The organism is Chelativorans xinjiangensis (assembly GCF_009812055.1).
In the GTDB taxonomy this organism is placed as follows: domain Bacteria; phylum Pseudomonadota; class Alphaproteobacteria; order Rhizobiales; family Rhizobiaceae; genus Chelativorans; species Chelativorans xinjiangense.
The window spans coordinates 1-23,468 of the sequence record NZ_WQNH01000063.1 but is presented as its reverse complement, the minus strand read 5'-3'; the positions used below and the strand labels follow the sequence as shown (position 1 = coordinate 23,468).

Annotated in this window: 25 protein-coding genes and 1 tRNA gene; 10 read left to right on the top strand and 16 right to left on the bottom strand. The window is 67.1% G+C overall.

What is annotated here, in order from left to right:
* Positions 1 to 81 precede the first annotated feature (81 nt).
* Positions 82 to 669 (bottom strand): TetR/AcrR family transcriptional regulator, encoded by a 588-nt coding sequence (locus tag GM910_RS24405; RefSeq protein ID WP_159592852.1) that lies wholly within the window; start codon positions 667 to 669, stop codon positions 82 to 84.
* Between the two features lie 73 nt (positions 670 to 742).
* Between GM910_RS24405 and GM910_RS24400 the strand changes: the two genes are divergently transcribed.
* Positions 743 to 1,168: a VOC family protein gene (locus tag GM910_RS24400; protein ID WP_159592849.1), complete on the top strand. Its 426-nt coding sequence runs from the start codon at positions 743 to 745 to the stop codon at positions 1,166 to 1,168.
* Positions 1,169 to 1,470: 302 nt separating this feature from the next.
* Here the strand turns inward: GM910_RS24400 and GM910_RS24395 are convergent, their stop codons facing one another.
* The 9 genes from GM910_RS24395 to GM910_RS24355 form a co-directional block, all read right to left on the bottom strand.
* Positions 1,471 to 1,926, bottom strand: coding sequence for an FKBP-type peptidyl-prolyl cis-trans isomerase (locus tag GM910_RS24395; RefSeq protein ID WP_159592846.1), 456 nt, complete (start codon positions 1,924 to 1,926; stop codon positions 1,471 to 1,473).
* Positions 1,927 to 2,204: 278 nt separating this feature from the next.
* Positions 2,205 to 2,621 (bottom strand): VOC family protein, encoded by a 417-nt coding sequence (locus GM910_RS24390; RefSeq protein WP_159592843.1) that lies wholly within the window; start codon positions 2,619 to 2,621, stop codon positions 2,205 to 2,207.
* Positions 2,622 to 2,771: 150 nt separating this feature from the next.
* Positions 2,772 to 4,337 carry an MFS transporter gene (locus GM910_RS24385; RefSeq protein ID WP_159592840.1) on the bottom strand — a complete coding sequence of 522 codons (1,566 nt, stop codon included), beginning with the start codon at positions 4,335 to 4,337 and terminating at the stop codon, positions 2,772 to 2,774.
* A 146-nt stretch (positions 4,338 to 4,483) separates the two neighbouring features.
* On the bottom strand, positions 4,484 to 5,203 hold the full coding sequence (locus tag GM910_RS24380) for a DUF899 domain-containing protein (protein WP_159592837.1): 720 nt from the start codon (positions 5,201 to 5,203) through the stop codon (positions 4,484 to 4,486).
* Between the two features lie 116 nt (positions 5,204 to 5,319).
* Positions 5,320 to 5,682, bottom strand: coding sequence for a YciI family protein (locus tag GM910_RS24375; protein ID WP_159592834.1), 363 nt, complete (start codon positions 5,680 to 5,682; stop codon positions 5,320 to 5,322).
* A 133-nt stretch (positions 5,683 to 5,815) separates the two neighbouring features.
* On the bottom strand, positions 5,816 to 6,172 hold the full coding sequence (locus GM910_RS24370; protein WP_159592831.1) for a YciI family protein: 357 nt from the start codon (positions 6,170 to 6,172) through the stop codon (positions 5,816 to 5,818).
* Between the two features lie 66 nt (positions 6,173 to 6,238).
* On the bottom strand, positions 6,239 to 6,595 hold the full coding sequence (locus tag GM910_RS24365; RefSeq protein WP_159592828.1) for a YciI family protein: 357 nt from the start codon (positions 6,593 to 6,595) through the stop codon (positions 6,239 to 6,241).
* A 260-nt stretch (positions 6,596 to 6,855) separates the two neighbouring features.
* Positions 6,856 to 8,118 carry an RNA polymerase sigma factor gene (locus GM910_RS24360; protein WP_159592825.1) on the bottom strand — a complete coding sequence of 421 codons (1,263 nt, stop codon included), beginning with the start codon at positions 8,116 to 8,118 and terminating at the stop codon, positions 6,856 to 6,858.
* Complete coding sequence (locus GM910_RS24355; RefSeq protein WP_159592822.1) at positions 8,115 to 8,501, bottom strand: YciI family protein; 387 nt, start codon at positions 8,499 to 8,501, stop codon at positions 8,115 to 8,117. The genes GM910_RS24360 and GM910_RS24355 overlap by 4 nt, the downstream gene beginning before the upstream one ends.
* Before the next feature lie 361 nt (positions 8,502 to 8,862).
* Between GM910_RS24355 and pyrC the strand changes: the two genes are divergently transcribed.
* The 7 genes from pyrC (at position 8,863) to cueR (ending at position 17,102) form a co-directional block, all read left to right on the top strand.
* Entirely contained in the window at positions 8,863 to 9,912 is a 1,050-nt protein-coding gene (pyrC, locus tag GM910_RS24350) for a dihydroorotase (protein WP_159592819.1), read from the top strand.
* Positions 9,913 to 10,077: 165 nt separating this feature from the next.
* Positions 10,078 to 10,782, top strand: coding sequence for an orotate phosphoribosyltransferase (locus tag GM910_RS24345; RefSeq protein WP_159592816.1), 705 nt, complete (start codon positions 10,078 to 10,080; stop codon positions 10,780 to 10,782).
* A gap of 244 nt (positions 10,783 to 11,026) precedes the next feature.
* The gene (locus GM910_RS24340) at positions 11,027 to 11,893 is read left to right on the top strand and encodes an SDR family oxidoreductase (RefSeq protein WP_159592861.1); all 867 of its coding nucleotides are present in this window, start codon (positions 11,027 to 11,029) and stop codon (positions 11,891 to 11,893) included.
* Between the two features lie 284 nt (positions 11,894 to 12,177).
* Positions 12,178 to 14,271 carry a heavy metal translocating P-type ATPase gene (locus GM910_RS24335; RefSeq protein WP_246226331.1) on the top strand — a complete coding sequence of 698 codons (2,094 nt, stop codon included), beginning with the start codon at positions 12,178 to 12,180 and terminating at the stop codon, positions 14,269 to 14,271.
* Positions 14,272 to 14,469: 198 nt separating this feature from the next.
* The gene (locus GM910_RS24330) at positions 14,470 to 14,862 is read left to right on the top strand and encodes a hypothetical protein (protein WP_159592813.1); all 393 of its coding nucleotides are present in this window, start codon (positions 14,470 to 14,472) and stop codon (positions 14,860 to 14,862) included.
* A gap of 84 nt (positions 14,863 to 14,946) precedes the next feature.
* Positions 14,947 to 16,344 (top strand): multicopper oxidase family protein, encoded by a 1,398-nt coding sequence (locus GM910_RS24325; protein WP_159592810.1) that lies wholly within the window; start codon positions 14,947 to 14,949, stop codon positions 16,342 to 16,344.
* A gap of 365 nt (positions 16,345 to 16,709) precedes the next feature.
* Positions 16,710 to 17,102 (top strand): Cu(I)-responsive transcriptional regulator, encoded by a 393-nt coding sequence (gene cueR / locus GM910_RS24320; RefSeq protein WP_159592807.1) that lies wholly within the window; start codon positions 16,710 to 16,712, stop codon positions 17,100 to 17,102.
* Positions 17,103 to 17,191: 89 nt separating this feature from the next.
* Here cueR and GM910_RS24315 read toward each other — a convergent pair.
* Positions 17,192 to 17,268 (bottom strand) — tRNA-Ile (locus GM910_RS24315).
* Between the two features lie 125 nt (positions 17,269 to 17,393).
* Here GM910_RS24315 and GM910_RS24310 point away from each other — a divergent pair.
* On the top strand, positions 17,394 to 18,116 hold the full coding sequence (locus GM910_RS24310) for an SIMPL domain-containing protein (RefSeq protein WP_159592804.1): 723 nt from the start codon (positions 17,394 to 17,396) through the stop codon (positions 18,114 to 18,116).
* Positions 18,117 to 18,191: 75 nt separating this feature from the next.
* On the opposite strand, the gene GM910_RS24305 is transcribed toward GM910_RS24310, so the two are convergent.
* From GM910_RS24305 to GM910_RS24295, 3 genes are all read right to left on the bottom strand, one after another.
* Entirely contained in the window at positions 18,192 to 18,545 is a 354-nt protein-coding gene (locus GM910_RS24305) for a hypothetical protein (RefSeq protein WP_159592801.1), read from the bottom strand.
* A gap of 148 nt (positions 18,546 to 18,693) precedes the next feature.
* Positions 18,694 to 19,107, bottom strand: a complete 414-nt coding sequence (locus GM910_RS24300; RefSeq protein WP_159592798.1) for a ketosteroid isomerase-related protein — start codon at positions 19,105 to 19,107, stop codon at positions 18,694 to 18,696.
* Positions 19,104 to 19,547, bottom strand: coding sequence for a YcgN family cysteine cluster protein (locus GM910_RS24295; RefSeq protein WP_159592855.1), 444 nt, complete (start codon positions 19,545 to 19,547; stop codon positions 19,104 to 19,106). Before GM910_RS24295 ends, GM910_RS24300 begins: the two co-directional genes overlap by 4 nt.
* A gap of 195 nt (positions 19,548 to 19,742) precedes the next feature.
* Between GM910_RS24295 and GM910_RS24290 the strand changes: the two genes are divergently transcribed.
* Complete coding sequence (locus tag GM910_RS24290; RefSeq protein WP_159592795.1) at positions 19,743 to 21,881, top strand: OmpA family protein; 2,139 nt, start codon at positions 19,743 to 19,745, stop codon at positions 21,879 to 21,881.
* Positions 21,882 to 21,980: 99 nt separating this feature from the next.
* On the opposite strand, the gene GM910_RS24285 is transcribed toward GM910_RS24290, so the two are convergent.
* Together GM910_RS24285 and GM910_RS24280 are read right to left on the bottom strand one after the other, a co-directional pair.
* Positions 21,981 to 22,361 carry a hypothetical protein gene (locus tag GM910_RS24285; RefSeq protein ID WP_159592792.1) on the bottom strand — a complete coding sequence of 127 codons (381 nt, stop codon included), beginning with the start codon at positions 22,359 to 22,361 and terminating at the stop codon, positions 21,981 to 21,983.
* 112 nt (positions 22,362 to 22,473) lie between these two features.
* A partial coding sequence (locus GM910_RS24280; protein WP_159592789.1) for an energy transducer TonB family protein occupies positions 22,474 to 23,468 on the bottom strand: 995 nt, incomplete at its 5' end.

The following is a 23,468-nucleotide window of genomic DNA, read 5'->3' as shown; positions in this document are numbered from 1 at the left end:
AAAGCTCGTCCTGCTCGCAAACGCCCTGCTCAGAGACAGCCGAAAATGGACGCCTGCCCTTCCTTGACCAACACGGATACTCTAGCCGAGGCTTTCGACCATCGCCGCGAGCGTCAGGCGGAAGGCCTGGGCATCGGCGCCGGCCTCGATGGCGAGGGCCGCGCGGTCGTAGGCGGCGGCGAGCAGTGCCGTCAACGGGTCGAGCGGCAGCCGGCGGATGGCGCCGGCGCGCATGGCCGCCGCCAGCCCCTCGCGCAGGGTGCGGTTGCCGTGCCTGCCGTCGATCGCATCCATTGCGGCGCGGCCAAGGACGGCCGGGCCGTCGAGCAGGAGGAGGCGGGTGCGGCCGGGCGCGGCCATCGCTTGCAGAAAGGCGTTGCCGCCTTCGATCAGGGCGTCGAGCGGGGTGAGGGCGGTGTCTGCCTGCCGCTCGATCTCGGCTGCGACGCGCTCCGCCTCCTCATCCACCACCGCCTGGAAGAGGGCCTGCTTGTCGGCGAAGTGGTGGTAGAGGGCGCCGCGCGTCAGGCCGGCGGCGGCGGCGATCTCCGGCGTGCCGGTCCCGGCATAGGACTTTTCCACGAACAGGCGCCGCGCGGCGGCGATCAACCTGGCGCGGGTCTCTTGCGTGCGCTCGCGGTTGGAGCGGCGGGTACTGCGCTCTTGCATACATGCAGCCTGTATGTCAATTCAATTTACATGCACACTGTATGTCAATGTGGAGAGGGAAGGAAGCGCGGCGATGAGGACGACCAGCTATTACCCCGTCATCATGACGGGCGACGTGACGGGGACGGCGGCATTCTACCGGGCGCATCTCCGGTTCGAGGCGCTGTTCGAGAGTGACTGGTATGTGCACCTTCGGTCGCGCGAGGACCGGCGGGTGAACCTTGCCATCCTCGACGGCGACCATGCCACCATTCCCGAGGCCGGCCGAGGCCGGGTGTCGGGGCTGATCCTCAATTTCGAGGTTGCCGACCCGGACGGCGAGTACGCGCGGGCGAAGGCGGCGGGGCTGCCGATCCTGCAGGAACTGCGCGACGAGGAATTCGGGCAGCGGCATTTCATCACCGCCGATCCGAACGGCGTGTTGATCGACGTGATCAAGCCGATCCCGCCGTCGGCGGAGTTCGCGGCGCAGTACGATGCGGAGGCGCTGCCGGAGTAGGGGCGCGTCCTTGTCATAGCCAAGGCGCGGTGTCTTTAGGTGGAAGTGGGATTCCCGGAGATGCCGGCGCCCCTTCGCGCCCCCCTCTGTCCTGCCGGACATCTCCCCCACAAGGGGGGAGATCGGCTGTCGCGAATGGTTTCGCCAATCGCCAACGTTGCGGGACAGGCGCCGGAGCAAGCGGCCGGTGCAATCTCCCCCCTCGTGGGGGAGATGCCTAGCCCCTTCGACAAGCTCAGGACAGAGGGGGGCGCGAAGGGGCGTTCAGCTATCGAGCAGCAGACCCTCGCCCAACACCGCTGTCAGCCGAAGGCCGGGCCGGGCTCCGTGCCGACGATCTCCACCAGTTCGACGTCGAAGACGAGGTCGTGGCCGGCGAGCGGGTGGTTGGCATCGACGGTCACCTGCATGTCGTCGACCTCCACCACGGTGAGAGGGATCTGCCGCCCGTCCTGGGTGGTGGCCTGCAGGCTGGCGCCGATCCTGAGGTCTAGATCGGCGGGCAAAGCCTCGCGCGGCACGGTCTGCACCTGGCGCTCGTCACGCGGGCCGTAGGCTTCCTCGGCGGGGACGGTGACGGTCGACTTCTCGCCGACCTCCATGCCCTCGACGTGTTTCTCCAAGCCGGGGATGATCTGGCCGCCGCCGACCTGGAACTGCAGCGGCTCGCGGCCTTCGGAGGAATCGAACTTTGTACCGTCCTCCAGCTTGCCGGTGTAATGGACGCGCACGACGTCGCCGGTTTTGGCCTGGCTCATGGGGTGGGCTCTCTGTCTTTCGCTGTGGTAAATCCTGGCGCGGGAAATCCTCGGTCCTTGCCAGAACCTTCCGCGCCGGCGAAAAGGCCGCGCCAAAACGACTGTCGCAGCCTTGTGGCCCAAGGGTAGGTCATGAGAGCGGGATGTAAACCCTTGGCGCCGGGATATTTTTCGCCGGCGCCGCTGGACCGGCTCATCGATGAACCGGTCCAACTCATTGTTTTGTCGCAATTCCGGGCGGAAACCGGTTTCCACTTTTCCCGGAATCGCTTTGGCGTCTACTTGCCGACGACCGCCCACGAGACGCCGAAGGGGTCGCGCACCTGGCCGTAGCGATCTCCCCAAAACATCTTCTCGAGCGGCATGACCACCTCGATACCCTCCGTGGCGATCGCGCGATTCCACCAGAAATCGACGTCGTCGACGCAAAGCGTGAGGGTGACGGCGGCGGGGGTCTGGGCGGATTGGCCGTATTCGGGATAGGGGTCGCCGATCATCAGCGAGCCGCCGTTGATGTAGAGGTGGAGGTGCATGGTGCGGCCCTTCTCGTCGACCGGGTGGCGCGCCACCTCCTTGGCGCCGAAGGCCTTTTCGTAAAGGGCGGCGGCCTTGGTCGTGCCGTCGAGCATCAGATAGGCGATGACGCCGCCGCGCGGTTCGCCGGTTTCTCCGGGGGCCAGTTCGATTGCCGACATTTTTCTCTCCATGGTTTCGCCAACGAGTCCCCTTGCGGAACTCGAACGAAGGACGGGCGGGGGAGCGGAAATCCGACAGGGGCGGGTTTTTCAGGGAAAAAAGCGGCCGCACCAAAAGAGGGGGGAGAACGGTGCGGCCGCAAGGGGGCCTTAGGAGGCAGTGGCAGGCAGGGGTTTTTCGGTCTCCTCGGTCGGGCCGGGTGTGCCCTCGCGGCGCAAGACGCCGAGGATGAGGAGCATGGTCAGGATGGCGATGGCGGCGCTTATGAGGGAAGCGAGCACCAGGCCTTCCGTGAAGGCCTCGCGGGCGGTGGCCAGCAGCGGTGTGCCGAGGGTCTCCGGCAGTTCGCGGGCGACGGCGCGTGCGCCGCCCAGCGTGTCGCGCGCCGTCTCGACCATGGAGGCGGGGATTTCGGCGAGGCCGTCCGCCTGCATGGCGCCGCGGTAGACGGCGGTCACCATGCTGCCCAGCACGGCAATGCCGAGCGCGCCGCCGAGCTCGGCGCTCGTCTCGGAGATGGCCGAGGCGGCGCCCGCGCGCTCCGGCGGGGCGGAACCGATGATCAGGTCCGTCGTCAGCGTGAAGACGGGGGCGAGGCCGAGCGAGAAGACGGTGAAGGAGGCGATCATGGCGATCAGGTTTTCCGCCCGCGCGGTCCAGGCGATCGCTGCGAAGCCGATGGCCGCCAACAGGAGGCCGCCGGCCATGACGAAGGCGGGGCGGGCGAGCACGGTGAGTTTTGCCGTCGTCATCGAGCCGACGATGAAGGCGAGGCTGGAGGGCAGCGACCACAGGCCGGCCTGAAGCGGCGTGAGGCCGAGGACGAGCTGCAGGTACTGGCCGATGAAGAGGAACGAGCCGAAGGCCACGAACAGGCTCAAGAGGTTGGTGAGGAGGGCGGCGCTGAAGGCGGGCCTGCGGAACAGGCCGATGTCGATCAGCGGGTCGTCGAGCCGCTTCTGGCGGCGCACGAAGAGGTAGCCGAGAACGAGGCCGGCGGCGATGATGAGGACGGCCGGGAGGCCGAAGCCCTGTTCGGCCACCCATTTGATGCCGTAGATGACGGAGAGCACGGCGGTGAGCGACAGGGCAGCGCTCGGAATGTCGAGCCTGCCGGCCTCGGGGTCGCGGAACTCCGGCAGCAGGAACGGAGCGACGGCCAGAAGGAGCAGCATGACGGGAACGGCGATCAGAAACACCGAGCCCCACCAGAAATAGGCGAGCAGCACGCCGCCCACCACGGGACCGATGGCGGCGCCGGCGGAATAGCTGGAGATCCACACGCCAATGGCGAAGGTGCGCTCCTTCGGGTCGTGGAACATGTTGCGCAGGAGCGACAGCGTCGAGGGGGCGAGCGTGGCGGCGGCGACGCCGAGGATGGCGCGGGCGGCGATCAGCATCCCGGCGCTTGTAGCGAAGGCGGCGAAGACGGAGGCCAGGCCGAAGGCCGTGGCGCCGATCAGAAGCAGCTTGCGCCGGCCGATGCGGTCGCCCAGCGTGCCCATGGTGATGAGGGCGCCGGCGACGAGAAAACCGTAGATGTCGACGATCCACAGGAGCTGTGCGCTCGACGGCTTCAGGTCTGCGCTGAGCGCCGGGACGGCGAGATTGAGCACCGTCATGTCCATGGAATAAAGGATGCAGGGGAGGGCGAGGACGGCGAGGCCGATCCATTCGCGCCGGCCCGCGCGGGGCGTCTCGGGGGCCTTGGTCATCGCAAAGTCCTTTCAACGTGCGGCCGGGGCCGGCGGGCCGATCACGGCATGGGGGGCATATCGTGGAAAGGCCGCCGGGCGACGCCGGGGCGCGGCCCGGCAACCTGTTCCTCGTCTTATCGCACAGGGCTCCTGCCAGCCTTGTGTCAGGAGGCCTTGCGCTGCTCCACCGCATATTCGTCGTGACGGTGGATCCAGTCGAGCGGGGTCTTCTCGTTGCGGCCGATGGGGGTCATGTCGAGATACATCAGCGCGCCGAGCACCTCCTCGCCGCCGCGGGCGAAGGTCGAATAGGTGTGGTAGACCGTGCCGTCGGCGTCCTTGTAGAAGACGCTCAGGCCGGGGAGATCCTCGACACCGGGGTCCTCCTTGAGGGGCGCGAAATTGTAGGTGGCGGTGCCATTTTCCAGATCCTCCTTGCGGAAGGAGACGTGGAAATCGTAGTTGAAGTCGCTGCCGCCGGAGGAGACCCAGGGGAAGGTCCAGCCCATGCGCTTGCGGTAGGCCTCGATCTTGTCGACGGGCGCGCGCGAGATGGCGACGTAGGTAACGTCCTTGTGCAGGAAGTGCTGGCGGGCGCCGTCGACATGGTCGGCCTCGAAGGAGCAGCCGGGACAGCCGGCCTCCCAGCTTGGCGGGAACATGAAGTGCTGGACGATGAGCTGGCTGCGGCCGTCGAAGAGATCGGCAAGGCTCTTGCGGCCGTGGGGCGTGTCGAAGACGTAGTCCTTGTCGATCTTCACCCAGGGCAGCGCCCGGCGTTGTTCGCTGATCTCGTCGCGCAGGCGCGAGGCCTGCTTCTCCCTTTCCAGGAGCGCCTTGCGGGCGGCGAGCCATTCTTCGCGGGAAACGACTTGATGTTGCATTGTCCTTCTCCTCTCTTTCAGTGATCGCCTTCAGCGATTGCGGGGGCGATCCCCCGCAGGACGAAGGCGGAAGCCGCCTTCCGACATTTTTTCGCGAGGGGTGGCGCGTCGGGCGTTCAGGACGGCTCGGCCAGGCACCTTCCCACGGCGCGGACTTCGATCGTGTTGTCCTTCAGCATCGGCAGTTTCGCGGCGAGGGCGAGGGCTTCGTCGCGGTCCTTCGCTTCGACCAGCAGGAAGCCCAGCAACTGCTCCTTGGTCTCGGCGAAGGGGCCGTCGGTGGCCACGGTCCTGCCGCCGCGCGTGCGCAGCGACATTGCGTCCGACGACCATTCCAGGGCGTGGCCGACGATGAGATGCCCGCCCTCCTGCAGCACCTTGTCGTTGGCGACCGCTTCGCGCTCGAGCCGGCGCAGTTCCTCTTCCGGCAGGGCTTTGAGGGCCGCCTCCTCGCCGTAGACCAGCAATGCGTACCGCATGGTCCTCTCCTTCTCCTTCGGCACCCCGCACGACCGCAGGACGATCGGCAGGGGGCCGGTCCGACATTTTTGTGCTGCGAGGAGGGAAAATTTTGAGTGGGGTTGGCCGAACGGAGATGCCGGCGCCCCTTCGCTATCCCCCTTCCAGCATCATGACCTCCCGCACCTCCACCGGCCCATGCCGCAGCATCGGCACGGTGGCGGCGAGCTCGACGGCCTCGTTTCGATCCTTCGCCTCGAACAGGAGGAAGCCGAGCAGCTGCTCCTTGGATTCGACGTAGGGGCCGTCGGTGGCGATGACCTTGCCGCCCTTGGTGCGCAGGCAGGTGGTGGCCTCCGCCGGCGCCAGCGCGTGGGCGAAGACCAGATGGCCGTTTTCGGCGAGGGTCCTGTCGTTGTTCATGTTGTCACGCTGGAGCTGGCGCAGCTCTTCTTCCGGCAGGGCGCCGATCGCCGCGCCATCGCCGTAGACAAGACATACATACCGCATGATCTTCCTCCTTCGTGATCAGGTATCCGACATTTTTTCCGTCCTCGGCGACGACAAGGCGCCTGGCTATTCGCCTTCCAGCCAGTGCACGGCGCGCACCTCGATGGGCCCGTGCCGCAGCATGGGCACCTTGGAGGCGAGCGCGAGCGCTTCCTTGCGGTCCTTCGCCTCGATCAGGAGGAAGCCCAGCAACTGTTCCTTGGTTTCGGAGTAGGGGCCGTCGGTGGCGACGATCCTGCCGCCCTTCGTGCGCAGGCAGGTGGCGCGGGTGGGCGATTCCAGAGCATGGGCGACGAGGAGGTGGCCGGCTTCATCGAGAACGCGGTCGTAATCGAGGGAATCGCGGGTGAGCTTGCGGCCGTCCTCCTCCGACAGGGCCATCAGATCGGCTTCGTCGCCGTGGACAAGGCAGACATAGCGCATGGTTCTCTCCCTTTGCTGTGGTTGCGCGGACGCAGGACGCGCGAGGGGCGGCGGCGCCGACATTTTTTCTTCCTCCTGGAGGGGAGGGCAATCGCATGTGATCTTTAGTTCGGCTTCGCCGGACCCCCACCCTCAATCCCTCCCCTCAAGGGGGAGGGAAGCCCGGTCGAGCGCGCCATCGTCCCCCTCCCCCTTGTGGGGAGGGTAGGGGTGGGGGTCCCGGCGAAGCCGAACAAAGAGTCCATCCATATGCGATAGGGTTAGCTTGCGGCGCGCTTCTTGCCGTCGGCCAGAAGCCGGTCGATGTGCTGGCGGATGTGGGCGGCTTCGGCGGGGGTGCGGGCAAGCGCGATGGCCTTGTCGAAGGCGGTGCGGGCCTCGGCACTGCGGCCGAGCTCCATCAGGAGGGCGCCGCGCACGCCGTGGAAATAGAAGTAGCCCGACAGGCGGTCGGCGAGCGGCTCGATCAGGAGGAGCGCTGCTTCGGGGCCCTGCGCCTTGAAGACGGCGACGGCGCGGTTGAGGCGGACGATGGGCGAAGGCTGGTAGCGCTCCAGCATCTGGTAGAGGAGGTTGATCTCCTGCCAGTCCGTATCCTCGGGCTTTGCCGCGCGGGCGTGGAGGGCGGCGATCGCCGCCTGAAGCTGATAGGGGCCGGGCTTGCGGTGGCGCATGGCCTTGTCGACCAGAGCCAGGCCCTCGGCGATCTTCTCGCGGTTCCACAAGCCGCGGTCCTGGTCCTCCAGGAGCACGATGTCGCCCTCGGCGTCGAGGCGGGCGGGGGTGCGGGCGTGCTGGAGGACCATGAGGGCGAGCAGGCCCATGATCTCGGGCTCGGCGGGGAAGAGGCGCAGGAGCAGGCGGGCGAGGCGGATCGCCTCCTCGCACAACTGCTCGCGCACATGCACGTCGCCGCCGCTGGCCGAATAGCCCTCGTTGAAGATCAGGTAGATCATGGCGGCGACGGCGGCGAGCCGCTCGGAGCGCTCGACCGCATCGGGGGCGGCGAAGGGCACGTCGGCGCCGGTGACGCGGCGCTTGGCGCGGGTGATGCGCTGCTCCATCGCCTTTTCATTGACGAGGAAGGCGCTGGCGATCTCCGGCACGGTGAGGCCGCAGACGATGCGCAGGGCCAGCGCGATCTGCTGGGTGGCCGGCAGGTCCGGATGGCAGCAGATGAACATGAGGCGCAGGATGTCGTCGCGGTAGTGCGCGTCGTCGAGGCGTTCGGCCATGTCTGTCTCCGCGTCATCGAGGTCGGAGATGGCCGCGTCCTCGGGCAGTGCCGTGTTGCGGCTGTCGCGGCGCACCGCATCGAGGGCGGCGTTGCGGCCGACGAAGATGAGCCAGGCGGCGGGGTCGCGCGGCGGCCCCTTGACCGGCCAGGTCTTCACGGCGCGCAGGCATGCCTCCTGAAACGCCTCCTCCGCCCGGTCGAGATCGCGGAAATAGCGCAGAAGCGCGCCCATGGCCTGCGGGCGGGCTCCTGTCAGTGCGGTCTCGATCCAGGCGAGGTCGTTCATGATGCCACTTTCACCTTTTCAGGCAGCACGCCCTCTTTGAAGATGCTCAACGGGCGGATTTCGAAGGTGCAAGCCTCGCCCTCCTTCAGGCGCTTGCCGAACTCGACCACCTCGTCGAGGCTTTCGCAATCGACGATGTAGAAGCCGAGGAGCTGTTCCTTGGTCTCGGCGAAGGGGCCGTCGAGGACGAGCTGCTCGCCTCCCGACACGCGCAGGGTGGTGGCGGCGGAGGTGGGCATGAGGCGGATCGCCGGGCCCATCTTGCCCTTGTCGACGAATTCCTGCTGCACGCGCTCGCGCTTGGCCAGCACGGCCTCGTCCTCGGCCTTGGACCAGGAACTGACGACGTCCTCGTCGTGGTAGCACAGGATGGCGTAGAGCATTCGGGTCACCTCGTTCGGTTGGAAGACGCTGGAGCATGCCTCAATCCGACAGGGACGGTCGAGAATTTTGTGGGGAGGGCAATCGCTCGATAGGTTTTCGCCCCTTCGCGCCCCCCTCTGTCCTGCCGGACATCTCCCCCACACGGGGGGAGATCAGCCTTCGCGCCTGCCTTCGCCAATCGCCAGCGTTGCAGAAGGGAGTGTCGGAGCAAGCGGCCGGCGCAATCTCCCCCCTTGTGGGGGAGATGTCCGGCAGGACAGAGGGGGGCGCCGTAGGGCACGGCATTTCAAGCGATTGCCCCAATTTTTGTGGGCGTGCTCCTTGCGGGGAGGGGGAATTCAGGTATCTAGGACGCCGGACATGAAAACGCTCACCATAAGACAACCCGACGATTGGCACCTTCACCTGCGCGACGGGGCCGTGCTTCAGGCGGTGGCGCCTTATACGGCGGCGCATTTTTCGCGGGCCATCGTCATGCCGAACCTGGTGCCGCCGGTGGTGACGAGCCTTGAGGCGGCGGCGTATCGCGAGCGTATCCTGGCGGCGCTGCCGGAAGAGAGCCGCTTCACCCCGCTGATGACGCTTTACCTTACCGAAGCGACGCAAGCCGCTGATGTCGAATCGGGTTTCCGCGACGGGCTGGTGGCGGCGGTGAAGCTTTATCCGGCCGGCGCGACGACGAATTCCGAGAGCGGGGTGCGCAACATCGAGGCGGTCGTTCCGGTGCTCGAAAGGATGGCGGCGATCGGCATGCCGCTTTGCGTGCACGGCGAGGTGACGGATCCGACGGTCGACATCTTCGACCGCGAGGCGGTGTTCATCGAGCGGGTGCTCGCGCCGTTGCGCCGGCGGCTGCCGGAGCTTCGGATCGTCATGGAGCATGTGACGACGAAGGACGGCGTGGCGTTCGTGCGGGCGCAGGACGATCATATCGGCGCCACCATCACCACGCATCACCTCATCATCAACCGCAATGCGATCCTGGCCGGCGGCATCCGCCCGCATTACTACTGCCTGCCGGTGGCCAAGCGCGAGACGCACCGGCTGGCGCTGCGCGAAGCGGCGACCTCGGGCGAGGGGCGGTTCTTCCTGGGCACGGATTCGGCGCCGCATGTGGACCCCTTGAAGGAGAGCGCCTGCGGCTGCGCCGGCGTCTTCAACGCGCCCAACACGATGGCCTGCCTGGCGCAGGTGTTCGAGGAGGAAGGCGCGCTGGAGCGGCTGGAGGCCTTCTCATCGCTCAACGGGCCGGCGTTCTATCGCCTGCCTCCCAACGAGAGGCGCATCAGGCTTACGCGCTGCGCGGAGCCGCTGGAGTTTGTGCGCAAGGTGACGGCGGGGGCTGAGACGATCACCGTCTTCGACCCGATGTTTCCCATCCACTGGAAAGTCGAGGACGATGCTTCCTAGCCGGGGACGATACTGATAGTGGTGCGATCTTGACAGATGGTCCCCATCTGTCAGGGCAATCGCCCCACCAGATCAATAGCTTGTGGGCTGACTTCTCCAAACGGATGGGTACCATCTGTTTGGGTCAGACCACTAGCGAGAGAGCATCACAGCGGGAGCCTGCCCATGTTCGCCAACACCTTTCCCGACAAGGCGCTGATCGCCGAGGCGGTCGCCGACATGCTTCTGGAGATCGAGGCCGTCCATATCCGCGCCGACAAGCCCTTCACCTTCACCTCCGGCATCGCCAGCCCGGTCTATATCGACTGCCGCAAGCTCATCTCCTACCCGCGCATCCGCTCGGCCGTGACCGATTTCGGCGCCTCCGTCGTCCTGCGCGGGGCGGGGTTCGAGCAGTTCGACGCGGTGGCCGGCGGCGAGACGGCGGGCATTCCCTTCGCCGCTTGGCTTTCCGACCGGCTGGGGCTGCCGATGCTCTACGTGCGCAAGAAGCCGAAGGGGTTCGGCCGCAACGCGCAGATCGAGGGCGATCTGGCGGAGGGGGCGCGGGTGCTCCTGGTCGAGGACCTGACGACCGACGGCGGCAGCAAGATCAAGTTCGCCGAGGTGATCCGCAACGCCGGGGCTAAGGTGACGGACACGTTCGCCGTGTTCTACTACGGCATCTTTCCCGACACGCCGGACCGCCTGAAGGCGGCCGGCATGCGGCTCCACTATCTGACGACATGGTGGGACGTGCTCGATGCCTGCCGCAGGCAGAACCGCTTCGGCGCCGACGCGCTCGAGGAGGCGGAGCGGTTCCTGAACGAGCCGCTGACGTGGTCGGCCGCCCATGGCGGGATTGCGGAGCTGGCGGGAGCGGAAAGTTGACGTTCACGTAAAAGGCGGGCTAAGGTTTGTTTTGATGCGGGTCGTCATCCCGGAAAGCCGAAGGCTTGTCCGGGACCCATTCCGTGATGCTCTCGCTTGGCACAGGCCGTTCCGGAATGGGTCCCGGACAGTCTCCGCTTCGCTCCGACTTCCGGGATGACGCGCGCGCGGGTGGGGACGATGCGCGGGTAGGGATGACGCGCTGAGGTGATGACACATGGTGTCAGCCATGGGAGGAACGGACATGTCGCTTGCGGGCAAGACGCTTTTCATTTCCGGCGGCAGCCGGGGGATCGGGCTGGCGATCGCGCTCAAGGCCGCGCGCGACGGGGCGAACGTCGCCATCGCCGCCAAGACCGCGGAGCCGCATCCCAAGCTGCCGGGGACGATCCATACGGCCGCCGGCGAGATCGAGGCGGCGGGCGGCAAGGCGCTGCCGATCCTGTGCGACATCCGCTCGGAAGAGCAGGTGGAGGAGGCGGTGGCGGCGACGGTGGAGGCCTTCGGCGGCATCGACATCTGCATCAACAACGCCAGCGCCATCCAGCTCACCGGCACGCTTCAAACCGAGATGAAGCGCTACGACCTGATGCACCAGGTGAACGCGCGCGGCACGTTCCTCGTCTCCAAGACCTGCATTCCGCACCTTAAGAAGGCCGAGAACCCGCATATCCTCAGCCTGGCGCCGCCGCTCGACATGAAGGCGAAATGGTTCAGGAACCACGTCGCCTATTCGATGGCCAAGTTCGGCATGTCCATGTGCACGCTGGGCATGAGCGCCGAGTTCGCCGCCGACGGCATCGCCGTCAACGCGCTGTGGCCGCTGACGGCGATCGACACGGCGGCGGTGCGCAATGTGCTGGGCGGCGAGGCCATGGCCAAAGTGTGCCGCACGCCGGAGATCGTCGCCGACGCCGCGCACGCCATATTGAACCGGCCGGCGCGCGCCTGCACGGGCAACTTCTTCATCGACGAACTGGTGCTGCGCGAGGAGGGGGTGACGGATTTCGCGAAATACGCCCCCGGCGTCACCGGCCCGCTCGCCGGCGACTTCTTCGTGCCGGACGAGGTGCTGGAGGAGACGGACACCGAGGTGCGGACGATCGTGTAAGGCCGGAACGGGCCCGATCGGCGCTGCCGCCTATCCGGTGCGGCGCGTGTCATGCCGCACCGACCGCGAGGTTTCCGCGGGTAGGAACCTGCTCCTGCGCCGGAACGACGAAGTCCGCTTGCGCGAAATCAATTCCCCTCGCCCGGAACCCGGGTAGAGCAGTCTTGTCTTCTCGCAAGGCAGGGAGCTCTTGACCTTCCACTTACTGGAAGCTGCAAGAATTCCGAATGGTGGGAAGGCAAGGTTGGCGTAGCGGCCGGGTAGCCCGGCGCAAGGGGAAGCGAATGCAGGAAGTCCACCGCGACGCTGCTGGGCACGGCCAGCACCACCATCATCATGGGATGCACGAGGATACGCCGCCTGCCGCGGGCGGTCACCCCGAGGCCGGCTCCGGCTCGGGCCATGCGGGGCATGCCGACCATTCAGCGATGGTGGAGGATTTTCGCCGCCGGTTCTGGGTGGCGCTGGCGCTGACGCCGCCGATCCTCCTCCTGTCGCCGATGATCCAGCACTGGCTGGGGCTGGGTGAGGCGCTCGCCTTCCGTGGCAGCGAGTACCTGCTCTTCCTCCTCTCAAGCGTCGTCTATTTCTATGGCGGCTGGCCCTTCATCAGCGGGTTTTCCGCAGAGGTCAGGTCCGGCAAGCCCGGCATGATGACGCTGATCGCGCTGGCGATCTCGGTCGCCTATTTCTATTCGGCCGCCGTGACCTTCGGGCTGCCCGGCATGTCCTTCTACTGGGAGCTTGCCACCCTCATCGCCATCATGCTGCTCGGCCATTGGCTGGAGATGCGCTCCGTCATGGGCGCCTCGCGGGCGCTGGAGGAGCTGGTGAGGCTGCTTCCCGATACGGCGTTGCGGCTCGATGCCGAAGGCAACAGCCACGAGGTGGCGATCGCCGCGCTTGCGCCCGGCGACCGGGTGCTCGTCCGGCCGGGCGCGAAGGTGCCGGTGGACGGCCGCATCGCCGAGGGCGAAACCTCCTTCAACGAGGCGATGCTGACGGGAGAGTCGCGCCCGGTCGCGAAGAAGCCGGGCGACAGCGCCATAGGCGGAGCGATCAACGGGGCGGGGGCCGTCACGATCGAGGTGACGGCGACGGGCAGCGGCACCTATCTGGCGCAGGTCATCGACATGGTGAAGCAGGCGCAGGCGAGCCGCTCGCGCACCCAGGACATCGCCAACCGCGCCGCGGGATGGCTCACCTATATCGCGCTTATCGTCGGCTTCGGCTCGCTCGCCTTCTGGGTGGCGGCCGGCGAAAGCTGGGAATTTGCGATCGAGCGCATGGTCACGGTGATGGTGATCGCCTGTCCGCATGCGTTGGGCCTGGCCGTGCCGCTGGTCGTCGCCGTCAGCACGTCGCTCAGTGCCGGAAGCGGCCTTCTCATCCGTGACCGCGCCGCCTTCGAGCGGGCGCGCAACCTCAACGCCGCCGTCTTCGACAAGACGGGAACGCTGACCGAGGGCAGGTTCGGGGTCAGCGACATCGTCATGCTGTCTGGCAAAGACGATGTGGAGGCGCTGCGGCTGGCGGCATCCGCGGAGAGCCAGTCGGAGCACCCGATCGCACAGGGCATCGTGGCGGCGGCGAAGGAGCGGGGCGTTGCCTTTCCCAAGCCCGGCAGCGTCCGCAACATCACCGGCGAAGGGATCGTCGCCACGGTCGAAGGGGAGAAACTCAGCATCGTCAGCCCGGGGCGGCTCGCCCGGCAGGGAAAGCCGATCGGCCACCCGCGCCTCAGGGAGCTGGAGGAGCAGGGCAAGACCGTCGTCGTCCTCGTCAGGGGCGGAGAGCCGCAGGCGCTTTTCGCGCTGGCCGACATCGTGCGCCCCGAATCGCGGGAGGCCGTCGCGCAGCTCAAACGGCTGGGTATCAGCCCTATCATGCTGACGGGAGATGCCGACGGGGTGGCGCGGGCGGTCTCGGCGGAACTTGGCATCGAGGAGTATTTCGCGGAAGTTCTGCCGGACCAGAAGGCGGCAAAGATCGGCGCGCTCCAGGACAGGGGCCTGCGTGTGGCGATGGTGGGCGACGGGGTCAACGACGCGCCGGCCCTCGTGCAGGCGGATCTCGGCGTGGCGATCGGCGCGGGAACGGACGTGGCGGTGGAATCGGCAGACATCGTCCTCGTGCGCAGCGACCCGCGCGACGTGGCGGCCATTCTCGGCCTATCGCGGGCGACCTACGGCAAGATGGTGCAGAACCTGATCTGGGCGACCGGCTATAACGCCATCGCCATTCCCATGGCCGCGGGCATTACATTCGGCACGGGCTTCCTGATGACGCCGGCGATCGGCGCCGTGTTCATGTCGGCCAGCACGATCATCGTGGCGATCAACGCGCAATTGCTGAGGCTCTATGGCCGAGGGAAATAGGCCGCCGCAATTTTGGCGCTATCGCTTGGTCCACCTCAAGAGTGCTCCGCGATGAGCGTTCGAGAATGAACGTTAGACCAGTTCATCGTTTCATGGAATCAATGAACTGATCCAACTCGTTGTTTTGTCGCAATTCCGGACGGAAAACCGGTTTCCACTTTTCCTGGAATTGCTCTTGAAGCCGACGGAGGAAAAGCGATGCGCCTTCTGCGTGCCAATGGAGGGGAAAGACGTCTCTTGCGTCTTCGGCACGCTCTCGCCGCGCCGCGGCGGCTGGTGCTTGCTTTGCTGCTGGTCGCCTCGATGGTCCTCGTCGGCGGCTTGCATGCCCATGAGGGAACGCCGCGTGCGGCCGCCCACGCGGCGGAATTGCATGTCCCGCAAGAGCCGTGCAAGGACGGTGCGGCAGGCATTCCGGCCGATGACGGCTGCTGCGTGTCGGCTGCGGGGTGCGGGCTCTTTCTTGCTTACGAGTCGCTTCCGGTGTCGTTCCGCGCCTTCGCAGGCGAAGAGGACGGACTGCCGCTTCGTTTGCTCGATTCGATCTCGCTCGCTCCGGAATTCCCACCGCCCCGGCCTGCCCGCGCCTGAGCGCGCGGCTTCTCCCGCCCGCGCGCTGTCCGACAGTCGGCCGGACCTTCCGGCCATGCGCAACGAGCATGAGAGAATGCCACCATGCATATGATTTCACGACGCCAGTTCCTGGCCTCCGCCGCTTCCTGCGCGGCCGGCGCGGTGCTACCCCTTTCCACATCGATCAGCGCCTTCGCCGGCGTTCCCACGGTGCTTCGCGCCGAGAAACGGGTGATCGAGGTCGCGGGAAAGGCGGCCGATATCTTCGGGCTGACGCAGCCGGACGGGACGCACGGCCTCTACCTGCAAGCCGGAGATGATTTCGATGTCCGGCTGGAGAACCATCTGGACGAGCCGACGCTGATCCACTGGCACGGGCTGACATCGCCCTACGGGCAGGACGGCGTGCCCGACCTGCCGCAACCTCTGCTGCAGGCGGGAAAGAGCTACGATTACCGTTTCCCGGTCGATCGTGGCGGCACCCATTTCATGCACGCCCATACGCTGCAGGAGCAGCGGCTTCTTGCCGCTCCGCTGATCGTGAGGGATGCGGCGGAAGCCTCGACGGACGAACAGGATGTCGTGGTCCTGCTGCACGACTTCAGCTTCAAGAGCCCGGAGGAACTGCTCTCGGGCCTCACGGGAATGTCTGGCGGGATGGCCGGGCATGGCGGGGGGCATGGCGGCATGGCGCCCGACCTCAACGATATCGAATACGACGCCTACCTCGCCAACGACCGCACGCTTGACGATCCGCAGAGCTTCCGGGTGGAGCGCGGCGGCATCGTGAGGCTGAGGCTCGTCAACGGTGCCGCCGGGACGGCCTTCTGGATCGACCTGGGCACGCTCGAGGGCGAAGCGATTGCCGTCGACGGCAATCCGGTCACACCGGTCACCGGCAGGCGCTTTCCGCTCGGCATGGGCCAGCGCATCGATATCCGCCTGCGCCTGCCGCGGCAGCAGGGTGCCTGGCCGATCCTTGCGTTGCGCGAGGGCGCGCGGGAGCGGACAGGCTTCTATCTCGCCACGGCCGAAGGCGCGCTCAAACGCATCGCCGCCACGGGCGAAGAGGTGCCGGGCCCGCTCGATCTGGTCCTGGAGGCTTCGCTGCGGGCCGAAAGCCCGCTCGACGAGGTGGCCGCCGACCGGTCGGAACAGGTCCCGCTCGGCGGTTCCATGAACGGCTATGTCTGGACGCTGGGCGGCGCGGCGTGGGGCTCCCACCGGGTGCTGGAGGTGGGCGAGGGCGAGCGGATGGAACTCGTCATGCGCAATGAGAGCATGATGGGACATCCCATGCATCTGCACGGACACCGCTTCCAGGTCGTCGCCATCGACGGCCGCCGCGTCAGCGGGGCGCTGCGCGATACGGTCTGGGTGCCGCCGGCAAGGGAAGTCACCATCGCTTTCGACGCCGACAATCCCGGCGAGTGGGCATTCCACTGCCACCATCTCTACCACATGGTGGCCGGCATGATGACCGTCGTCCGTTATTCGTGAGGAGCAGGCCATGCTAGTGGTCTGACCCAAACAGATGGTACCCATCCGTTTGGAAAAGTCAGCCCACAAGCTATTGATCTGGTGGGGCGATTTGTCCTGATAGATGGGTACCATCTGGCAGGATCGCACCACTAGATCATGATGCCTTCTTTTTTTGAATCAGCATCATGATCTATCTCTTTGTTTGAGCATGATCTTTTCCGAAAACCGGTAGCCGATTTTCGGGATCATGCGTTATAGCGCCGTACGTCCGTTCGGACGCACGGTGCTATAAGTTTTTGAATCTGCGCATCGGCGGGCTTGAACTTCCAGTTTCTGGAACCTTTATTGGCCAGGACGTGAAGCGAGACCGTGGAGACCAGTTCATGAACATCGGAGCAGCGGCGGAACACTCGGGCCTGCCCGCAAAGACCATCCGCTATTACGAGGATATCGGTCTGTTGCGGGCATCCAGGGCCCTGAACGGCTACCGCGACTACACGACCGACGACGTGCACCGGCTGAAGTTCCTTCAGCGGGCCCGCAGCCTCGGTTTCACGGTCGAGGAGTGCCGGCAGCTCCTCTCGCTTTATGCGGACAAGAATCGTGACAGCGCGGACGTGAAGGCGATTGCCAGCAGGAAGCTCGACGAGATCGACACCAAGATTGCCCAGCTCCAGAGCCTGCGCGCCGTCCTGTCGCATCTCATAGCCCACTGTCACGGAAACGACCGTCCGGACTGTCCCATCATCGATGACCTGGCGGGAGAGGCCCATTGAGGCCGCACGGGCCCTGCAGGTGCTGATGAAATGGATCTTGTGAATGAATCTTGGGGTGGCCTGCCACCCGAAGCTCGAAGAGCGAAGGGTGGTGGGCCCGGAGGGACTCGAACCCCCAACCAAGCGGTTATGAGCCGCCGGCTCTAACCAATTGAGCTACAGGCCCGGTGTGGCTGAATTAATGGCTTTCGCGACTGCGCACAAGACAGGGGCGCCGCAATCGATCCATAATCGGCGCTTATCCAATGCCTGCTTCAAGACTCAGGCTTCAAAATCCGAAGGAGATTGCCGATGACCCGTTGCTTCATTCCGCTGGCGTTCGCCGTGTCCGTTCTGGCCGCCGTACCGGCGGCTGCCCAGGAAGCCGACGTCGGGCCGAAGATCATGGTGACCGGCGAGGGCGAGGCGACCGTCAGCCCGGACATGGCGGTCATTACGTTTGCCGTGCTGCGCGAGGGGGATACGGCGCGCGCGGCGATGGACGAGAACAACGCTGCCATGGCCGCCGTCATCGCGGCGCTGAAGGAAGAGGGCGTGGAGGCGCGCGACCTCAAGACCAGCGGACTGGCGATCAGCCCGCAATATGTCTATCCGAACGACAGCAACGGCGAGGAGAAGCCGCGGATCACCGGCTATCAGGTGACGAACACGCTGACCGTGCGCGTGCGCGACATGGAGAAGGTGGGAGAAGTGCTCGACCGCTCCGTCTCGCTCGGCGTCAACCAGGGCGGCGACATCACCTTCACCAACGACGACCCGGCGGAGGCGCTGAAGGAGGCGCGCACGCGCGCCGTCGAGGACGCGTTCTCGAAGGCGCGCACGCTGGCGGAGGCGGCAGGCGTTTCCCTGGGCAATCTTCTGGAGATCTCCGAGCAGGCGGGCGCGCGCCCACCCATGCCCATGGTCAAGGCGATGCGTATGGAGGCGGCGGCCGATTCGTCCGTGCCGATCGAGGCGGGCGAGAACAGCTACAAGGTGCAGGTGAGCGTCACCTTCGCGCTGGAGCAGGGCTGACCTGTTTCTGAACCCTGTAATGAAAGACGCCGCCGGAGCGATCCGGCGGCGTTTTCGTCTCAGTCCTGCCCGAGGTTAGAGCGCGCGGATGACGGGGCAGTGGGGCGCGCGGGCGAAGACGATGCTGGCGCGGCGATGGTACCGGTGGCCGGAGACGCGGATGGCGCGATGGCCGACCTCGGCCACGCGGACGTGGCTGAGGCCCATGCGGTAGGCCTTCCGGACGGCGCTGCGCGGCGTGCAGGTGAAGACCCGCCGCGGGCGGTGGTGCCGGTAGTAACGGTCATGGCCGCGGTGAATGCCGAGGCGCGGGCTACTGTGGCCAAAGCTGAAATAGAGGCCGTCGGCCTGGGCGGTCGCCGGCATGGCGGCCAGCGTGCCGAGACCCAGAAGGGCCGAAAGGGCGGCAATCCTGATCTTGCGAAACATGGGTTTCCTCCTGGTTTCAATGCCTATCCGCCGAGGCGAATGGGGCAACGATGCCAGGGGGCGCCTGAACCGGGCGCGAATCGGTCGTTCATAATGCGTTCAGGCGGGCATAATGCGTTCAGGCGGGCATAGTGCGTTCAGGCGGGTCTCAGCCTTTTTCGAGCTGCGCCTTCAGGGCTGCGCGGTTGAAGCAGTCGGTGAAGCGGGTGACGAGATCGTCGTCGACTTCGAAGAAGATGCCGGCCTCTAGGCGGTAGCTCTGGTCGCGCGCTTCCGGCAGGCCCTCGGCGGTGGCGAGATAGGTGCCGCGGACGGTGAATTCGGCCGCCGCGCGTATGCCGGCGGGGGCGGTCATGACGATGATGTCGGCAAGCTCCTCGCGGAAGTGGCGGGCCCTTTCGGCCAGCGACCAGCGGAACTTTTCCTTGCCGATCTCGCGCTTGCCCTCGCGGGTGTCGTGGACGACATCCTCGGAAAGGCAGGCGAGCATGGCCTCATGGTCGCCGGCGTTGAAGGCGGCAAGATAGCGCTCGATCAGCGCCCGCGTGTCGGTCTCGCTCATGGCTCTTCCTCCAGAACATAGGGAAAATAGTCCTCCGGCGCGTCGAGCTCGTCTTCAAGGGCCCGGACGCGGCCGCGCACGGAGATGCCGGCCTCGTGCACGGTTTCGGGATTGCCGGAGACGAGGGGGTGCCACCAGGCGAGATCCTTCCCCTCGGCCACCAGGCGATAGGCGCAGGTGGCGGGAAGCCAGGTGAGCGTGCGCACATTCTCAGGCGTCAGGCGCACGCAGTCGGGCACGCGCTTCAGCCGCCCGGCATAGTCTGTGCAGCGGCAGGCCCCGGCGTCGAACAGGCGGCAGGCGACGCTGGTCCAGTGGATGTCGCCGGTGTCCTCGTCCTCGAGCTTGGCCAGGCAGCACTTGCCGCAGCCGTCGCACAGGGATTCCCATTCGGCAGGGCTCATGGCCTCGAGGGGCTTGGTTTTCCAGAAGGGGTCCATGGCGACGATGTGGCGCGTGGCGGCGGAGAGGTCAAGCAAGGGGCGGAAAACACCTGCCTAAAAGAGGAGATTCGCCGGTTTTGCGGTGCTTTCCGGGTGGGAAGGGGGCAGCGCCGTCGGCGGGCGAGGGAACCAAAGCGAGGGTTCGCCGATTACGTGCGCCGAAGGGATGCTCCTCTTCAGGAGACATTGCAGATGAAAATGGCAAACCAGTTCCTCGCCGGTTCGGCGCTCTACCTCATGATGGTCGCGCCGTTCGGCGCTCAGGCGGATGGCGGTCCGGCGCCGGTAAATGGCGGCGAAGCGCCGCCGGTGCTGGCACAGACGGAAGAGGTTCCAGTGGAGCCTGAGGCCGGCGAGGCACCGCCCGCCGCAAGCGAATGCCCGCCGGGCACCGCGCCGGCGTCAGGCGGCGGATGCGCGGCAGTGGAAGAGGAGGCGCCCGTCGAGGAGGCTCCGACGGAGGAGGCGCCTTTAGAGGAGGTGCCGGCCGAAGAAGCTCCGGTAGAGGAAGCGCCTGTCGAGGAAGCTCCAACGGAGGAGGCGCCTGCCGAAGAAGCTCCGCTGGAGGAAGCTCCTATCGAGGAAGCTCCCGCTGAGGAAGCTCCGGCAGAGGAAGCGCCCGTAGAGGAGGCGCCTGCGGAGGAGGTTCCCACCGAGGAGGCACCGGTTGAGGAGGTGCCCGTGGAGCCGGAGGCGGAGGCGCCGGCCGAGGAGGCGCCCACCGCGGAAGAGCCTGCGGCCGAAGAACCCGTGCAGGAAGAGCCGGCCACCGAGGAGGCGCCTGTCGAGGAAGCGCCTGTCGAGGAAGCGCCCGCCGAGGAAGCGCCGGCGGAAGCCGCGCCCGAAGATGAGGCGCCTGCCATGGAAGAAGCGCCGGCCGAGGAGGCGCCCGAGGCTGGGGAATGCCCGCCCAACGCCGAAATGACCGAAGGCGGCGGGTGTGTCGTCATAGACGAAGAGGTTCCGCTGGAAGAGATGCCCGCCGAGGAAGCGCCTGCCGAAGAGGCGCCTGCCGAAGAGGCCGAGGAAGCGCCTATCGAGGAAGCTCCGGAGGAGGAGGCCGCACCGGTGGAGCCGGAAGAGGCACCTGCCGACGAGGAAGCGGAGGCGGACGAGGAAGAGGCGTTGCCCGAGGACGCCGCCCCGGTGCTCGATAGCCAGAAGGAGGGGGCCGCGGAGGCGGTCGGTGAAGGCGAGGAGCAGCCTGCCGAGGCCGAGGAGCCTGCCGAACCGGCAGAGGAGCCTACCGAACAGGCCGAGGAACCCGCCGAGGAGCCGATCGAGCAGCAGGCGGAAGAGGCGCCGGTGCCTGAGAGCGACGAACAGGCGCAGGAGGACCTTGTCGATCCGCAGCAGGTGCAGGAGGCAATCCGCGCGCTCGTCGAAGAGGAAGGGCAGCCGATCGAGCTTGGCCAGACGCGCGAGGACGTGCGGGTGCGGCGTGCCGAACTCTATCGGCCGCGCGAGGAGATGCGGGTGGTCGAGGAATACAACGACAACCGCACAATCGTGGAGATCAACAACAACATCTACGTGCAAAGCCCGGACTACGACCGCCTCGCGCGCCAGGACGACCAGGTCTTCTACGAGGAACTGCGCGGCGAGCGCGTGCGCGAGGTGATCGAGCGGCCCGACGGCACGCGCGTCATCACCGTGCGCAACCGCTATGGCGACGTGATCCGCCGCGTGCGGGTGCTGCCGGACGGAAGCGAGTACGTGCTCGTCTACGTGCCGGAAGAGCGCTACGACGAGGTGCTCGTCTTCGAGGATCCGTCGTACGGCCTGCCGCCCTTGCGGCTCACCATCCCCGTCAGCGAGTACGTCCTTGAGGCCGACGAGGTCGAGGATCCGGACCGCTACTACACCTTCCTGCAGCAGCCGCCGGTGGAGCCGGTGCGCCGCCTTTATTCGCTCGAAGAGGTGAAATATTCGGCCCGCGTGCGCGACACGGTGCGGCGGATCGACCTCGACACCATCGAGTTCGAGTTCGGCTCGGCGCGTATCGAGGAGAGCGAGATCGCCGACCTCGAGGCGGTGGCCGAGGCGATGCTCAGGATTCTGGAGGAGAATCCGGCGGAGACCTTCCTGATCGAGGGCCACACGGATGCGGTCGGCTCGGAAACGGCCAATCTGGCGCTTTCGGACCGCCGCGCGGAGGCCGTCGCCGTGGCGCTGACGAATGTCTTCGACGTGCCGCCGGAAAACCTCGTCACCCAGGGCTATGGCGAGCAGTACCTGAAGGTGGAGACGCAGGAGCCCGAACGGCAGAACCGCCGCGTCGCCATCCGCCGCATCACGCCGCTGGTGACGCCGGTGGCGCGCGCTCAGTAGCGGCGTTCCCTGCCCCGTTCCCGAATAATCGGGACGCGCGGGAAGGAGCCCGGCCGGCTTTCCCTCCGCCGGCCGGGCTTGTTTTGGTCCAGACAGCGCCTACGGCAGCGGTATCTTCGGGTCTATCCCCGCCGGCGGCCGTTGCACCCGTGGCGGCGTCATTTGCGTCGGTGCATTGCGCACCGGGCGGCAGGTGGGCTGGATGCCGACGTTGCCTGGCGGACAGGCGCCGCGCACGGTGGGCCGGCAGCTCGGGAAGACGCCGAAGGTGCCGGGCGGGCAGCGCGAACGGACGACCGGGCGGCAATTGGGATAGATGCCGACGGTGGCGGGCGGGCAGAGCTCCACGGCGGGCTGTTGAGCGTGGGACGGGGAGGCGAGGCCGAGGGCCGCGGCGGCCAGAAGCGCCAGGCTCGCAGCGCAGAAAACGAGATGCGTTCGCCGCCCCGCGGCCGCCGAGCTCGCGGTATTGCCGTGCATGCGAGTCCGGTTCCTGGCCACAGCATTTCTCCCGATGAATGCACTGAAGGTGTGGGCGCCGGCTTCTCCGGTCAAGGGTAGTGGCGGAAGGCACCGCCGCCGACCTTCCCCCTTACCGCTTGAAACGCAGCGTGACGGAGAAGCTGATGGTGCTGCCGCCGACGCCCTCGGGCGGGCGCGGATAGGGGGCGGCTCTGCGGGCGACCGCCAGCGCCTCCTCATCGAGGATCGCGTGGCCTGAGCCGCGCGCGAGCCGCGCACCCGCCAGCCGGCCCTGCCGGTCTATGGTGATCGACAGGGCGGCGGCTCCCGCCGCGCCCTGGCGGGCGGCCTCGGAGGGATACCGCTTGTGGCGCTCGACGTGGCTCAGGAGTCGGCGCGCGTATGCGGCCTTCTCGCCGGCCGTCGCGCCGCCCGTGCGGCCGGCGCTGGCGGCAGGCGTCTGGACGGGTGCCTTTTTCGCGGTCGGCTTTGCCGGGGGCGTGGCCCGGCTGCGGGGCGGTTTTTCCGGCGCGGGCTTGCGGGCGGGTTTGGTCAATGCTTCCGCTTTCGCCTGCGGTTCGGGCCTCGGCGTGGGGACGGGGATGATCTGGCGCGGCAGGGTAAGGGTGCTTGCGGTCTCCGGCGCGGGTTCCGCGACGGGCTGGGGCGGGGTCTCGGCCGGTTCGGGTGGGACGGCCTTCGAAGCCTCGGCTTGGCTCTCGGGCGTCTCGGTGGGGCGGGTCTCTTCCGCCGCCTGCCGCGGTTCCACCGCTTCGGCGGCTTCTTCAGCGGCGGCCATCTCCGGCCGCGGCGTCTGCGCCGCCTCGCCCTCCACCGGCCTGGCCGGAGGCGCGGGGGGTGCTTCCAGGATGATCTCGACGCTGATGGCGTCGTCGGCTGCCTCGACGCCTTCGCGGGCGACGCGCTCGCCGAGATAGGCGAGCACGGCGGCGTGCACCGCCGCCGATAGCCCGAGCGCCACGACAAGGCCGAGGGAAAGGGCGCGGGCCCTCTTCGCCGAAAGATAGAGCGGCGGCGCGGCGGCGGGGAGAGCGGGGGCGGTGTCCGGCGCCGGCGGCGCGTGGGGCTCGACGGGCGGAGCGGGCGCGGCGTCGGTCCGCGGTG